A 12,763-nucleotide genomic window follows, 5' to 3' on the forward strand; every position below is an offset into this window, starting at 1 on the left:
CGCACGTTCTGCGCACCGGGCCCGCGGGTTCGTGGAGCCGCAGCTCAGCGGCGTCCGGCCGCCTCGGCCGCGATGTCCGTACGGTGCTGCGAACCGTCCAGCCGGATGCGCGCGACGGCCTTATACGCCTTCTCCCGGGCCTGCGCCAGATCCGAACCGGTCGCCGTCACGGACAGCACTCGGCCGCCCGCGCTCACGACCGCGTCGCCCTCGCGCCGGGTCCCGGCGTGCAGCACGTACGCGTCGGGTCCGTCCTCGGCGGCCACCTCGGCCAGGCCCTCGATCGGGTCCCCGGTGCGCGGGGTCTCCGGGTAGTTGTGGGAGGCGATGACCACGGTGACGGCCGCGTCCTCGTGCCAGCGCAGCGGCGGCTGGGCGTCCAGGGTCCCCCTGGCGGCGTGCAGCAGCACGCTCGCGAGCGGGGTCTGGAGCCGGGCCAGGACCACCTGGGTCTCCGGGTCGCCGAAGCGGGCGTTGAACTCGATGACCCGGGTACCGCGCCCGGTGATCGCGAGACCGGCGTAGAGCAGGCCGGAGAAGGGGGTGCCGCGGCGGCGCAGCTCGTCGACGGTGGGCTGGAGGACCAGCTCCATGACCTCGTCGACCAGCTTCGGGTCGGCCCAGGGGAGCGGGGAGTACGCGCCCATGCCGCCGGTGTTCGGGCCCGCGTCGCCGTCGAGGGCCCGCTTGAAGTCCTGTGCGGGCTGGAGGGGGAGCACGCTGACGCCGTCGGTGATGGCGAAGAGGGAGACCTCGGGGCCGTCGAGGTACTCCTCGATGACCACGCGGTCGCAGGCGAGGGCGTGCGCCCGGGCGGCGGCCAGGTCCTCGGTGACCACGACCCCCTTGCCGGCCGCGAGGCCGTCGTCCTTGACGACGTACGGGGCGCCGAAGGCGTCGAGGGCCACGTCCACCTCTTCCGGGGTGGTGCAGACGTAGCTGCGCGCGGTCGGGACCCCGGCCGCGGCCATCACGTCCTTGGCGAAGGCCTTGGAGCCCTCCAGCTGGGCGGCCGCGGCCGTGGGGCCGAAGCAGGGGATGCCGGCCGCGCGGACGCTGTCGGCGACCCCGGCGACCAGGGGCGCCTCGGGGCCGACCACGACCAGGTCGGCGCCGAGTTCGGCGGCCAGCCGGGCCACCGCGGTGCCGTTGAGGGCGTCGACCGGGCGCAGCTCCGCCACCTCGGCGATGCCGGCGTTGCCGGGAGCGCAGTAGAGCGCGGAGACGTCGGGGTCGAGGGACAGAGAGCGGCACAGGGCATGTTCGCGGGCGCCGCCGCCGATGACGAGGACCTTCACGCCGCTCAGCCTAGCCCGGCCGGGGCGGCCGGTTTCGTGCGGCCACCCCAACTACAGAGGGCTACTCATTCGTGTATTCCTCCACAACCGTCGCCCCGAGCTCGCGCACGATGAGGTCGTGTCCGGTCAGCGCGCTCTCGACGAGGTCGGGATCGTCCTCCTCCGGAACGTCGTCCTCGGGGGCGACCGGCGGCGCCTGCCGTACGGGGGGCTGCGGGGCGGAGGCCTGCTGCTGGGGCGACGGATGGTGCGGCTGCTGCGGCTGATGCGGCTGCTGGGCCGGTGACGAGGGCTGGGCCGGGGCCTGGGGCGGCGGGCTGTAGGCCGGGGCGGGGGCCGGCGGGGCTCCGTACGAGGAGGTCTGGAGCGGGGCCGGGGCCCCTCCGCCCACCACCGCCTCGATCTTCCAGTTCACCTGGAACTGCTCGGCCAGGACCGCCTTCAGGACGTCCTCGCTGCCGCTGCTCGCGAAGTTGTCGCGGGCTCCGGCATTGGGGAAGCCGAGCTGGAGGGTGCTTCCGTCGAAGCCGGTGACCTGGGCGTTCTGGCTGAGCAGGATCCAGGTGAAGCGGCGGCGGTTCTTGACGGCCTCCAGGACGCCCGGCCACATGGCCTGGATCTGCCCGGCGCCGGCGGCCATGCCGGGGGAGGGCGCGGGAGCCGCCTCGGGGGCGGCGGCCGGCGACGGGGCGGCGGGCGCCGGGGCTCCCTGGCCGGGTGCGGCCGCGCTCGGCCAGGCTCCGGCCGCGGGGGCGGCAGGCGCCGCGGGGGCCGCCTGGGCGGCGGGGGCGGCCGCTCCCGGCCAGGCGCCGGGGGCACCGCCACCGGGCTGCGCCGCTCCGGGCCAGGCACCGGGGGCGGGGGCCTGGGCGGCGGCGGGGGCCTGGGCGGGCGGTGCGACAGGTGGGGCCGCCGGGGCCTGCTGGACCGGCGGGGCGGGCTGGACGGGTGGGGCCACGGGCGGCGCCGGGGCCATCGGCTCGGGCTCGGGCTCGGCGGCCCGTACGGCGGCACGCGCGGCGGCGACGCCTCCGCCGGGCCCGGCAGGAGCCATGGCGTGGGCCTCGGGTGCGGGCACGTACCCCATCACGGGCGGCGCCACGGGCCCGCCCGCCGCGGCGGCGGCCGCGAAGGCGGCGGCCCCGCCCCGCTCCAGCCGGTCGAGCCGGGCCTGGAAGGACCGCTCGTCGTCGAAGGCGGCGGGCAGCAGCACGCGGGCACAGATCAGTTCGAGCTGGAGCCGCGGCGAGGTCGCCCCGCGCATCTCCGTGAGCCCGGTGTTGACCAGGTCGGCCGCCCTCGACAGCTCGGCGGCGCCGAAGACGGAGGCCTGGGCCTGCATCCGCTCCACCACATCGGCGGGGGCGTCGATCAGCCCCTTCTCGGCGGCCTCGGGCACCGCGGCCAGGATCACCAGGTCCCGCAGGCGCTCCAGCAGGTCGGCGACGAACCGCCGCGGGTCGTTCCCGCCCTCGACGACGCGGTCGACGACCTCGAAGGCGGCGGCCCCGTCCCCGGCGGCGAAGGCGTCGATGACGGAGTCCAGCAGGGAACCCTCGGTGTAGCCCAGCAGCGACGTCGCCATGGCGTACGTCACACCGTCGTCGGCGGCGCCGGCCAGCAGCTGGTCCATCACGGACATCGAGTCACGCACCGACCCGGCGCCGGCCCGCACCACGAGGGGCAGCACGCCGTCCTCGACCACCGCCCCCTCGCGCCCGCAGACCTCGCCCAGGTAGTCCCGCAGGGTGCCGGGGGGCACGAGGCGGAAGGGGTAGTGGTGCGTGCGGGACCGGATGGTCCCGATCACCTTCTCCGGCTCGGTCGTGGCGAAGATGAACTTGAGGTGCTCCGGCGGCTCCTCGACCACCTTCAGCAGGGCGTTGAAGCCCGCCGAGGTGACCATGTGGGCCTCGTCGATGATGTAGATCTTGTAGCGGCTGGACGCCGGCCCGAAGAAGGCCTTCTCGCGCAGGTCACGGGCGTCGTCCACACCACCGTGCGAAGCGGCGTCGATCTCGATGACGTCGATGGACCCGGGCCCGTTCCGGGCCAGGTCGCGGCAGGACTGGCACTCCCCGCAGGGGGTCGGAGTGGGACCCTGCTCACAGTTGAGGCAGCGGGCGAGGATGCGCGCGCTGGTCGTCTTGCCGCAGCCGCGGGGTCCGCTGAACAGGTACGCGTGATTGACCCGGTTGTTCCGCAGGGCCTGCATCAGCGGTGCAGTGACATGCTCCTGCCCGATGACCTCGGCGAACGACTCGGGGCGATAGCGGCGGTACAGCGCAAGGGACGACACGTATACGAGGTTATCCGGGCCCACCGACAAGAGTGGCCCGCCGGCGCCCTCCACGGGGCCCCTGGAACGCAAAGCGCCCCCCACGCACCCGCCAGAGCCCACTTACCCTTGCTGCCTTCCGGCCCTGGGGGAGTTGGGTGAGATAGCGCCACGTGAGGGGCTGGCCCCACCCTAGCGGATGGAAGGCCCCGGAATCGAGCCGGACCCCGAGCCGGACCCGAGCCGGACCCCGGTGGACGATCACGTTCGCGAGCACCCCTCAACGTCTTGTATTGTTTGCGGCGGAGGATTCGCCTAGTGGCCTAGGGCGCACGCTTGGAAAGCGTGTTGGGGGCAACCCCTCACGAGTTCGAATCTCGTATCCTCCGCCAGTGCCTCACCGGGCACTTGAAGGCCCCGACCGGGAAACCGGCCGGGGCCTTCTGCGTTCCCTGGTCTCAGTTGTGTGCGACACAGCCGGATGACCCCACATCCCGGCCTCGATGGCCTACCCCTCAGACGGTCCGGTGCTCATGATCGGCTCCTCCGGGGTCGCCCCCGGGTGGTGCGGCGCTCTCTTCGCGCCGGGGACGGGCTGCCGAGCCGGACCGCGGCCCGGCCGCGGAGCCGGTCAGACCGCCCGGAGCATGACCTCCGTCGACTTGATCAGCGCGGTGACGGAGGACCCGGCGGTCAGGCCGAGCGCCTCGACGGCGTCCCGGGTGACGGCCGCGGTCAGGCCGCCGCCCCGCACGTCCACCTTCACGGAGGCCATCGCCGCGCCGGCGGCGACCTCCGCGACCGTGCCGGGGATCCGGTTGCGGATGGACAGGCCCTCGACCGGGCCCGTGGCCAAGGCCACTTCGGTGGCCTTGACCAGTGTGTTGACCGCGGAACCCACGGCGATGCCGAGGTCCCGGACGGCGTCCGTGGTGACGGCGGCGGTGATCTCCTGGCCGCCGTCCAGACGGACCACGACCGTCGTCATGGCCGTACCGGAGGTGACGGCGGTGACGGTTCCGGCGAACTGGTTGCGGATGCTCAGGCTCATGAGGGGTCCGACCCTTGCGTACGAGGATGCGCGGTCACGCGTCCGACATCTGCGGCATCTCGCCGACCGTCGTGGACAGGTCGATCACCGCGAAGGCGGCGCCCTGCTGGTCCATGAGTGCGGCGAACCGGCCGAAGGGGCTGTCCATGGGTCCGAAGTGGACCGTTCCGCCGAGCTTGCGCGCCTTGGCGATCGCGTCGTCGCAGTCGGGGACGGCGAAGTAGATCTGGATGTACGAGGGGACCTCCGGCGGGAACTCGTCGCCCATCTTCATCCGGCCCAGGACGGGGTTCTCCTTGCCTCCCAGGCTGAAGACCATGAAGTCCATGCCGGCCTCCTCGGGGTCGTCCCCGGGCTCCATCTGCTGGGCCTCGTACGGGAAGACCCGCGACAGGAAGGCGTCGGCCTTGTCCGGCTCGCGCGTGAAGACCTCCGCCCACGCGTACGAGCCCGCTTCGGCCATCTTCTCGAAGCCCTTGTGGTCGCCCGGCTGCCAGATCCCGAAGACCGCGCCGCTCGGCTCCTTCGCGATCGCCATCGAGCCGTGGCTGGCAACCTGCATCGGCTCCATCAGGAGGGCGCCACCGGCCTCCTTGACCTTCTCGGCAGTGGCGGCCGCATCGCGCGAGGCGAAGTACAGGCACCACTGCGAAGGGGCGTCGGCCCCCGGCATCGGCGGGACGACGGCCGCGACGGCCTTGCCGTCGGAGTAGGCCTGCGTGTAGTTCCCGAACTCGGTGGCGGCCTCACCGAAGGTCCAGCCGAGGACCTCCGCGTAGAAGGTCTTCGCACCCTCCACGTCGGTGAACATCGCGTCCACCCAGCAAGGCGCGCCTTCCGTGAACTCGGCCATGATCGATCGGCTCCCGTGTCGTGTGGCATGCCTGGACGGCCTGCTCGTACTCACGCTAGGCGCGCGGCGCGGCGACCGCGCGGCGACCGTCCGCGGGAGGGACGCTGGAGCCATGGACAAGGACATCACCATCCGGCTGGCCCAGCAGCCGGAGGCCGACGCGCTCCTCGGCCGCAGCCCGCTCGCCGCGCTCGTCGGCATGCTGCTCGACCAGCAGGTCCCGATGGAGTGGGCCTTCTCCGGACCCTGGACGATCGCCCGGCGGCTCGGCTCGGACGACCTCGACGCGCACGACGTCGCCGCGTACGACCCGGAGGCCTTCGCCGCCCTGCTCTCGGAGAAGCCCGCCGTCCACCGGTACCCGGGGTCCATGGCGAAGCGGATCCAGCAGCTGTGCGCGTACCTGGTCGAGCACTACGACGGGGACGCCGCGGCCGTGTGGGCCGACGCCGCGACGGGGGAGGAACTGCTGCAGCGGCTCAAGGAACTGCCGGGTTTCGGGGAGCAGAAGGCCCAGATCTTCCTGGCCCTGCTGGGCAAGCGGTTCGGCGTGCGCCCCAGGGGCTGGCGGGAGGCCGCCGGCGGCTACGGCCCGGCCGGCGTCTACCGCTCGGCGGCCGACATCACCGGCCCCGAGTCCCTGGCCAAGGTGCGGGCGCACAAGCAGGAGATGAAGGCCGCGGCCAGGGCCGCCAAGGCCTCCGGCGGGTCGTAGGGCGGTCCGGAGCGCCGGCACGCACAACCGCCCGGCACGACGTCCGAGCGGCGTCACGGGCCCTGGGCCGCATTACGGCCGAAAAGCGACCCTGCCGGACGGGCCGGACACGGAAATGTCAGACCTGCTCCGTAGATTGGCGACATGACAGAGATCGCGACCGTAACCCGCGCCGCCACCGCCGAAGCCGTCCAGGACGCCGTGGGCAGCATCATCACGCTCCTCACGGACACCGCCGAACTCACCTGCAACACCGCCACCTTCGACCAGGGCGCGGTCGGCGCTCCCCCGCACTTCCACACCAGGGCCACCGAGTTCTTCCACGTCACCGAGGGCCGGCTCGACCTCCTCGTCGACGAGGAGGTCCGCACCCTGGAAGCCGGCGACTTCATCGCGATCCCGCCCGGCGTCAAGCACGCCTTCGCCCCCGCCCCCGGTCACACCGCCAGTGTCTTCGTCGGCTTCACGCCCGGCATGGACCGCTTCGACTACTACCGCCTCCTCGGCCGGGTCTACGCGGGCGAGGCCACCGTCCAGGACATCAAGGACAGTTCGGCGACCTACGACAACCACTACGCGGACAGCCCCGCCTGGACCGGCCGCCGCCGCAGCGCGGACCCGTAGACCACGTCCGCGTCGAGCCTGCGCAGCTCCTCCGCGATCAGCTCGGCGCCGCTGCGGACCTTCAGGGCCACCTTGCGGTCGGGGCTCCCGGGCAGGATCAGGGTGGCCAGCGCCCCCGCGGGACGGTCCACGCGTATCTCGCCGCCCGTGGTCCGCAGACCCACCCCGGTGATCACCGGCCCGTCGGTCGCCACCCGGTCCACCGGAACCCCCAGCCGGTCCTCCAGCCAGCGCGCCAGCAGCTCCGCGCTCGCGTTGTCGGGCTCGCTCTCCACCGTCGCACCGGTCACCGGCAGCGGTTTCTGGTCGAGTGCGGCCGCCAGCAGGGCCCGCCACGGCGTCAGCCGCGTCCACGCCAGGTCCGTGTCGCCGGGCTGGTAGCCGCCCGCCCGGACGTCGAGCACGCCCACCGGATCCGCGGCCGCGGCCGCGTCGGTGATCCGGCGCTGCGCGAGCGCACCCAGCGGATCCCCCGCCAGGTCGGCCGGGGCATCGGCCGGCCACCACCCCACGACGGGCGCGTCCGGCACCAGGAGCGGCAGCACGACCGAGCCGGCCTGGTCCGTCAGCTCCCCGTGCAGGCGCAGCAGGATGATCTCGCCGGTCCCGGCGTCCGAACCGACCCTCAGCTCGGCGTCCAGACGGGTCGCCCGGCGCTGGTGCGGGCCCCGCGAGGTCCGCTTGATCACCGCGATGATCCGGCAGGGGTGCTCGCGCGACGCCTCGGAGGCCGCGCGCACGGCGTCGTACGCGTTCTCCTCGTCGGTGACGATGACGAGGGTCAGCACCAGCCCCATGGCGGGGCTGCCGATGGCCCTGCGGGCTGCGAGCAGTGCCCGGTTGACCTTGCTGGACGTGGTGTCGGTGAGTTCGGTCCGCATGCCACGAGTCTGTCAGCGCCCGGCCCGGTCCCGGCACCCGGTTCGCTCGAATCCCCCTGGAACGGCCCGCACGGAGCCGGGACACGTCACCTCCGTCACCTTCGCCGCCGCGCCGTACCGAAGATCGACCGGGAGATCTCCCGGCCCAGCTGCGTCCCGATCGACCGGGCCAGCGAGCGGAACAGGCCGCTGCCCGCCACCTGCTGGGCCAGCGACGGATCCGGCTTCGGGGCGCTGCGCGCCGCCTTCTCGGCCGCCTTGGCCTGCTTCTCGGCCTCCGCGGCGGCCGCGGCCGCCTCCGCCTGTGCCTCGGCGGCGGCCTGCTCGGCGCTGATCTTCTCGTACGCCGATGCGCGGTCGACGGGCTCCGCGTACCGCGACCAGAGCGGCGAGGCCTTCACCGCCCGCTCCAGCGCGGTCGCCCCGACGGGGCCCATCAGCGACTGCGGGGCGCGCAGCCGGGTCGCCGCGACCGGCGTCGGCGCCCCCCTCTCGCTCAACACGGTGATCACCGCCTCGCCGGTCCCCAGCTGGGTGAGCAGTTCCTCCAGGTCGTAGGCGGAGTGCGGGAAGGTCTTCACCGTCGCCTTCAGGGCCTTGGCGTCGTCGGGGGTGAAGGCGCGCAGCGCGTGCTGCACCCGGTTGCCCAGCTGGGCCAGTACGTCCGCCGGTACGTCCTTGGGGGTCTGCGTGACGAAGAAGACGCCGACGCCCTTGGAGCGGATGAGGCGCACCGTCTGGGTGACGGAGTCGAGGAAGGCCTTCGAGGCCCCGTTGAAGAGCAGGTGCGCCTCGTCGAAGAAGAAGACCAGCTTGGGCTTCTCCAGGTCACCGACCTCCGGAAGGTCGGTGTAGAGGTCGGCGAGCAGCCACATCAGGAAGGTGGAGAAGAGCTGCGGCTTGTCCTGGACCGCCGGGAGTTCCAGTACGGAGACCATGCCGCGCCCGTCGGCACCCGTACGGAGGAACTCGCTGGTGTCGAACTCCGGCTCGCCGAAGAACTCGGCCGCCCCCTGCTGCTCGAAGGCGGTCAGCGCCCGCAGGATCACCCCGGCGGTCACCGTGGACAGCCCGCCGATGCCCTTGAGCTCGGGCTTGCCCTGGTCGGAGACGAGGAAGGCGACGACCGCCCGCAGGTCCTTGAGGTCGATCAGCTCCAGGCCCTTGGAGTCGGCGTAGTGGAAGATCAGGCCGAGGGACTGCTCCTGGGTCTGATTGAGCTGGAGCACCTTGGAGAGCAGCACCGGTCCGAAGGCGGTGACGGTCGAGCGCACGGGGATGCCGGTGCCGATCCCGCCGAGCGAGTAGAACTCGCTCGGGCAGCCGGTGGCCTCCCAGGCCTGCCCCACGTCCTTCGCCCGCTGCTCCACCGTGGCGTTCGCGGTGCCCGGCGCCGAGATCCCCGAGACGTCGCCCTTGATGTCCGCGAGGAAGACGGGGACGCCGCCCGCCGACAGCTGTTCGGCGATGAGCTGGAGGGTCTTGGTCTTGCCGGTGCCCGTGGCGCCCGCGACGAGCCCGTGGCGGTTGAGCATCGACAGGGGGATGCGGATCGGGTGCTCCGGCAGCACCCGGCCGTCCCAGAGGAGGGCTCCGAGGTCGAGGGCGGGGCCGGTGAAGGCGTACCCGGCGGCGATCTCTCCGGCGGGTCCGGACGTGTCCGGCGCGCCCGGGACATCCGCGTCCGCGGGAACCGCCGGAACCGCCGGGTCGGTGCTCTCGCTCATGCATCACTCCCGAATTGGTGCCCCTTGCCACTTTTGCACCGCAGCCGCGAGGCTGCGCCCGCAGGCACCGGCCCGGTAGGCTTTCCGTGTGATCTTCAAGCGCATCGGAAACGGGAGGCCGTACCCCGACCACGGCCGGGAAAGCACCCGTCAGTGGGCGGACGTCGCGCCGCGCCCGGTCCGGCTCGACCAGCTGGTGACGACCAAGGGACAGCTGGACCTCGAAACGCTGCTCGCCGAGGACTCCACTTTCTACGGCGACCTCTTCGCCCACGTCGTCAAGTGGCGGGGCGACCTCTACCTGGAGGACGGGCTGCACCGCGCCGTGCGCGCTGCCCTGCAGCAGCGCCAGGTGCTGCACGCCCGTGTCCTGGAAATGGACTGACAGGGGCCGCGAGGGCGGCTTCCGCTTCGCGCAGATTGCGCCTTTCGGGTCACCATTGACCTATCAGCAGATCATTTAGTAGGCATCGCCACCGGGCCGCACTACGCTGCGCCCATGAGCATGCTCACTCCCCCCGGCATGGGCGGAAAGTACCGCGTCACGGGAGCCGCCTACCCTCGCCTGAGCCGTAAGCGGAGCCGCCGTCGCATCGTCTTCGCCGTGCTCGGCTCGGTCCTTGCGCTCGCCCTGCTCGGCTACGGGGCACTGCAGCTCATCGACGTGTTCCAGGGCGACAACGCCAAACGGAACACGGCTTCGGGCACCAAGGACTGTCCGACCGGGGCGGCCCAACCGGCCGCCAAGGGCGGGCCCGCCGCGGCTTCCGCTTCGGCCGCCCCGGCGGTCACGCTTCCCCTGCCGGGAGACATCACGGTCAACGTCTACAACGCGACGCCGCGCGCCGGCCTCGCCAAGGCCGTCGGCGACGAACTCCGCAAACGCGGCTTCGTCGTCGGCAACGTGGGCAACGCCCCCGCCGACTTCGACAAGAAGGTCCCGGGCACCGCGATACTGCTGGGCTCCGCCGCCACCGACAAGGCGGTCTTCTCGGTCCTGGGCACCCAGCTGCCCGGCACCACCCAGCAGACCGACACCCGCGAAGGCGCGGACGTCGACCTGATCCTCGGTGACGCCTTCAAGGAGCTCAGCACCAAGGAGGACGCGGACAAGGCGCTGGCCCTGCTGGCCAACCCCGTGCCCGCGCCCGCCAAGAACTGCTGAGGACGGCCGGCCGGGAACTACTCGGCCGAGCCGTACATCCGGTCGCCCGCGTCGCCCAGCCCCGGCACGATGTAGCCGTGCTCGTTGAGCCGCTCGTCCACCGCGGCCGTCACCACGGTCACCGGCGTGCCCGCCAGCTCGCGCTCCATGATCTCGACGCCCTCGGGCGCGGCCAGCAGCACCACGGCGGTCACGTCGTCGGCACCGCGCTTGATCAGCTCGCGGATCGCCGCGACCAGCGTGCCGCCGGTGGCGAGCATCGGGTCGACCACGTAGACCTGCCGTCCGGAGAGGTCCTCCGGCATGCGCGTCGCGTACGTGGAGGCCTCCAGGGTCTCCTCGTTGCGGACCATGCCCAGGAAGCCCACCTCGGCGGTCGGCAGCAGCCGCACCATGCCGTCGAGCATGCCGAGACCGGCCCGCAGGATCGGCACGACCAGCGGGCGGGGGTGCGAGAGCTTCACGCCGGTGGTAGGGCCGACCGGGGTCTCGATGTCGGCCTGCTCGGTGCGCACGTCCCGGGTGGCCTCGTACGCGAGCAGGGTCACCAGCTCGTCGGCGAGCCGCCGGAAGGTGGGGGAGTCGGTGCGCTTGTCGCGCAGTGTGGTGAGTTTGTGCGCCACCAAGGGGTGATCCACGACCTGCAAACGCACAACATCCTCCAGAACTCAGCCTGCGACCAGCAAAAACGGTCGCCCGACGCGACCCGCACCCAAAAGGCTACGCGCTGACGCGACCCCTTCGCGTCCGAAGCGGCGCCCGCGCCCGCCGGGGCGTGCGGATGCGGCCCGCGCGGCAGCCCAGCACCCTGGACTGGTGAACAGCCCACCGGTCATCGCAGCCGTCGACGGATCCGAGCACAGCCTGGCCGCCCTGGAATGGGCGAGGGCCGCGGCCCTGCGGCACGACAGGGACCTGCTGATCGCCCACGTGCTGCCCGACCACGCCCAGTTGTACGCGGGACGCCGGGCCTCCCTCCACGACGCCTCCCAGCCGCAGGAGTTCGCCAACCCGGTACGGGACCGGCTCCTGACCCTCCTCGGCGGCGGGCCCGGCTTCCCCGAGGGGGTGCGGTACGAGGCCCTGGAGGGCTCCGTCCCCGAGGCGCTGCGGGTGATCGGGGCGGAGGCGCGGATGCTGGTCATGGGTTCCCGGGGCCGCGGCGGCTTCGCCAGCCTGCTCCTCGGTTCGAGCAGCCGCGCCGTGGCCACCACCGCGCCCTGCCCGGTGGTGGTGGTCCCGCACGCGGAGCGGCGCGCCGACCCCGCCGACGCGGCCGGCGAGTCGTCCGCCGGGCGGGTGGTGCTCGGGCTGCACGCCGCGGAGACCCCCGACGACGTGCTGGACTTCGCCTTCGCGGAGGCGGCCGCCCGGGGGGCCGCCCTCCAGGTGCTCTCGGCGTACGCGATCCCGCCCTCGCCGACCGTACTGATCGACAGCCCCTTCGCGGTGGTGCCGCCGGAGGGCCTCGCGGACGGCGGGGACGCCGTACCGGCCGAGCGGGAGATGCTGCGGTCCCAGACCGAACGGCTGGCACCCTTCCGCGTGCGCCACCCCGAGGTGCCCGTCGAACAGGCCGCCGTCCCCGGGGACCCGGCCGGCCGGCTGGTCACCGCCTCCCGGTCGGCCGCCCTGGTGGTGGTGGGCCGCCACCACCCGCGCCACAGGGCCAGGTCGCTGCTCATCGGCTCGGTGGCGCACGCCGTCCTGCAGCACGCCCACGGCCCGGTGGCCGTCGTACCGACCCTGCACGACGACGCCTGAGCCGTCCGGGCGGGCCTCACCTCTCTGACCTGCGCCGGGCTGGCATCAATCGGACCGTCCGGGGGAAGGTGGGTGCAGGGGGTCTGCTTCGCGCCGGCGGAGGAGGACGACCGGACCATGCCGGGGTGGTGGCCGATGCCCGAGACGCAGCCGAGCGAGACCGAAGAGTACGAGACGCCGGAGACCGCGGCGCAGCGCCGGGCGCGGCGCGCGCAGTTCCTGCGCGACCTGAACGAGGCGCGCGAACTGCGCGACCGCGTCCAGCCCCGCCGCGCCCGCGCCGCCCGGATGCGCCAGCAGATGCGGATGCGGACGTTCCGTTGGTGACCCGCCGGGAGCCGGGGGAGCGCCCCGGAAGGGCCCGACCAGGTGAACGGGACACGCCAGCCCCCGTACCGAATCCGGTC

At 73.1% G+C, this 12,763-nt stretch carries 13 protein-coding genes, 1 tRNA gene and 1 other RNA gene; 7 read left to right on the plus strand and 8 right to left on the minus strand.

Features of this window, described 5'->3' with window-relative positions; all coding sequences use genetic code 11:
* Positions 1 to 44: 44 nt before the first annotated feature.
* From purD to ffs, 3 genes are all read right to left on the minus strand, one after another.
* Complete coding sequence (gene purD / locus ACFWUZ_RS10710; protein WP_384370439.1) at positions 45 to 1,298, minus strand: phosphoribosylamine--glycine ligase; 1,254 nt, start codon at positions 1,296 to 1,298, stop codon at positions 45 to 47.
* Between the two features lie 61 nt (positions 1,299 to 1,359).
* Positions 1,360 to 3,597 carry a DNA polymerase III subunit gamma and tau gene (locus ACFWUZ_RS10715; protein WP_384370443.1) on the minus strand — a complete coding sequence of 746 codons (2,238 nt, stop codon included), beginning with the start codon at positions 3,595 to 3,597 and terminating at the stop codon, positions 1,360 to 1,362.
* 66 nt (positions 3,598 to 3,663) lie between these two features.
* Positions 3,664 to 3,762: signal recognition particle sRNA small type (gene ffs, locus ACFWUZ_RS10720), an RNA gene on the minus strand.
* A 118-nt stretch (positions 3,763 to 3,880) separates the two neighbouring features.
* Between ffs and ACFWUZ_RS10725 the strand changes: the two genes are divergently transcribed.
* Positions 3,881 to 3,968, plus strand: a tRNA-Ser gene (locus ACFWUZ_RS10725).
* A gap of 239 nt (positions 3,969 to 4,207) precedes the next feature.
* Here the strand turns inward: ACFWUZ_RS10725 and ACFWUZ_RS10730 are convergent.
* Together ACFWUZ_RS10730 and ACFWUZ_RS10735 are read right to left on the minus strand one after the other, a co-directional pair.
* The gene (locus ACFWUZ_RS10730; protein WP_384370446.1) at positions 4,208 to 4,627 is read right to left on the minus strand and encodes a molybdopterin-binding protein; all 420 of its coding nucleotides are present in this window, start codon (positions 4,625 to 4,627) and stop codon (positions 4,208 to 4,210) included.
* Positions 4,628 to 4,661: 34 nt separating this feature from the next.
* Entirely contained in the window at positions 4,662 to 5,480 is an 819-nt protein-coding gene (locus ACFWUZ_RS10735) for a VOC family protein (RefSeq protein WP_384370449.1), read from the minus strand.
* A 112-nt stretch (positions 5,481 to 5,592) separates the two neighbouring features.
* Here ACFWUZ_RS10735 and ACFWUZ_RS10740 point away from each other — a divergent pair, with 112 nt between their 5' ends.
* Both ACFWUZ_RS10740 and ACFWUZ_RS10745 read left to right on the plus strand, forming a co-directional pair.
* Positions 5,593 to 6,195: an HhH-GPD-type base excision DNA repair protein gene (locus tag ACFWUZ_RS10740; RefSeq protein ID WP_384370452.1), complete on the plus strand. Its 603-nt coding sequence runs from the start codon at positions 5,593 to 5,595 to the stop codon at positions 6,193 to 6,195.
* 144 nt (positions 6,196 to 6,339) lie between these two features.
* A complete protein-coding gene (locus ACFWUZ_RS10745; protein ID WP_384370455.1) occupies positions 6,340 to 6,819 on the plus strand; it encodes a cupin domain-containing protein in 480 nt (159 codons plus the stop codon).
* Here the strand turns inward: ACFWUZ_RS10745 and opcA are convergent.
* Both opcA and ACFWUZ_RS10755 read right to left on the minus strand, forming a co-directional pair.
* Positions 6,768 to 7,700: a glucose-6-phosphate dehydrogenase assembly protein OpcA gene (gene opcA, locus ACFWUZ_RS10750; RefSeq protein ID WP_384370458.1), complete on the minus strand. Its 933-nt coding sequence runs from the start codon at positions 7,698 to 7,700 to the stop codon at positions 6,768 to 6,770. The two genes, ACFWUZ_RS10745 and opcA, sit on opposite strands and share 52 nt — an antisense overlap.
* A gap of 95 nt (positions 7,701 to 7,795) precedes the next feature.
* Positions 7,796 to 9,427 carry a helicase HerA-like domain-containing protein gene (locus ACFWUZ_RS10755; RefSeq protein WP_384370462.1) on the minus strand — a complete coding sequence of 544 codons (1,632 nt, stop codon included), beginning with the start codon at positions 9,425 to 9,427 and terminating at the stop codon, positions 7,796 to 7,798.
* 88 nt (positions 9,428 to 9,515) lie between these two features.
* Here ACFWUZ_RS10755 and ACFWUZ_RS10760 point away from each other — a divergent pair, with 88 nt between their 5' ends.
* Together ACFWUZ_RS10760 and ACFWUZ_RS10765 are read left to right on the plus strand one after the other, a co-directional pair.
* Positions 9,516 to 9,812 carry a type II toxin-antitoxin system VapB family antitoxin gene (locus ACFWUZ_RS10760; protein ID WP_009067182.1) on the plus strand — a complete coding sequence of 99 codons (297 nt, stop codon included), beginning with the start codon at positions 9,516 to 9,518 and terminating at the stop codon, positions 9,810 to 9,812.
* A 114-nt stretch (positions 9,813 to 9,926) separates the two neighbouring features.
* On the plus strand, positions 9,927 to 10,592 hold the full coding sequence (locus ACFWUZ_RS10765; RefSeq protein WP_384370466.1) for a LytR C-terminal domain-containing protein: 666 nt from the start codon (positions 9,927 to 9,929) through the stop codon (positions 10,590 to 10,592).
* A gap of 17 nt (positions 10,593 to 10,609) precedes the next feature.
* On the opposite strand, the gene upp is transcribed toward ACFWUZ_RS10765, so the two are convergent.
* The gene (gene upp, locus ACFWUZ_RS10770) at positions 10,610 to 11,245 is read right to left on the minus strand and encodes a uracil phosphoribosyltransferase (protein WP_031141526.1); all 636 of its coding nucleotides are present in this window, start codon (positions 11,243 to 11,245) and stop codon (positions 10,610 to 10,612) included.
* A gap of 163 nt (positions 11,246 to 11,408) precedes the next feature.
* On the opposite strand from upp, the gene ACFWUZ_RS10775 reads away from it, so the two are divergent.
* Positions 11,409 to 12,356 (plus strand): universal stress protein, encoded by a 948-nt coding sequence (locus ACFWUZ_RS10775; RefSeq protein WP_384370469.1) that lies wholly within the window; start codon positions 11,409 to 11,411, stop codon positions 12,354 to 12,356.
* A 135-nt stretch (positions 12,357 to 12,491) separates the two neighbouring features.
* The gene (locus ACFWUZ_RS10780) at positions 12,492 to 12,683 is read left to right on the plus strand and encodes a hypothetical protein (protein ID WP_384370472.1); all 192 of its coding nucleotides are present in this window, start codon (positions 12,492 to 12,494) and stop codon (positions 12,681 to 12,683) included.
* Positions 12,684 to 12,763 lie beyond the last annotated feature (80 nt).

The sequence above is a fragment of the Streptomyces sp. NPDC058646 genome, from assembly GCF_042716875.1.
Lineage (GTDB): Bacteria > Actinomycetota > Actinomycetes > Streptomycetales > Streptomycetaceae > Streptomyces.

Bases quoted from the DNA above. Each gene is read 5' to 3' on its own strand.
- ACFWUZ_RS10755 (WP_384370462.1), bottom strand. From the start codon at position 9,427: ATGAGCGAGAGCACCGACCCGGCGGTTCCGGCGGTTCCCGCGGACGCG.
- ACFWUZ_RS10765 (WP_384370466.1), top strand. From the start codon at position 9,927: ATGAGCATGCTCACTCCCCCCGGCATGGGCGGAAAGTACCGCGTCACG.
- opcA (WP_384370458.1), bottom strand. From the start codon at position 7,700: ATGCGGACCGAACTCACCGACACCACGTCCAGCAAGGTCAACCGGGCA.
- ACFWUZ_RS10745 (WP_384370455.1), top strand. From the start codon at position 6,340: ATGACAGAGATCGCGACCGTAACCCGCGCCGCCACCGCCGAAGCCGTC.
- ACFWUZ_RS10740 (WP_384370452.1), top strand. From the start codon at position 5,593: ATGGACAAGGACATCACCATCCGGCTGGCCCAGCAGCCGGAGGCCGAC.
- ACFWUZ_RS10780 (WP_384370472.1), top strand. From the start codon at position 12,492: ATGCCCGAGACGCAGCCGAGCGAGACCGAAGAGTACGAGACGCCGGAG.
- ACFWUZ_RS10730 (WP_384370446.1), bottom strand. From the start codon at position 4,627: ATGAGCCTGAGCATCCGCAACCAGTTCGCCGGAACCGTCACCGCCGTC.
- ACFWUZ_RS10735 (WP_384370449.1), bottom strand. From the start codon at position 5,480: ATGGCCGAGTTCACGGAAGGCGCGCCTTGCTGGGTGGACGCGATGTTC.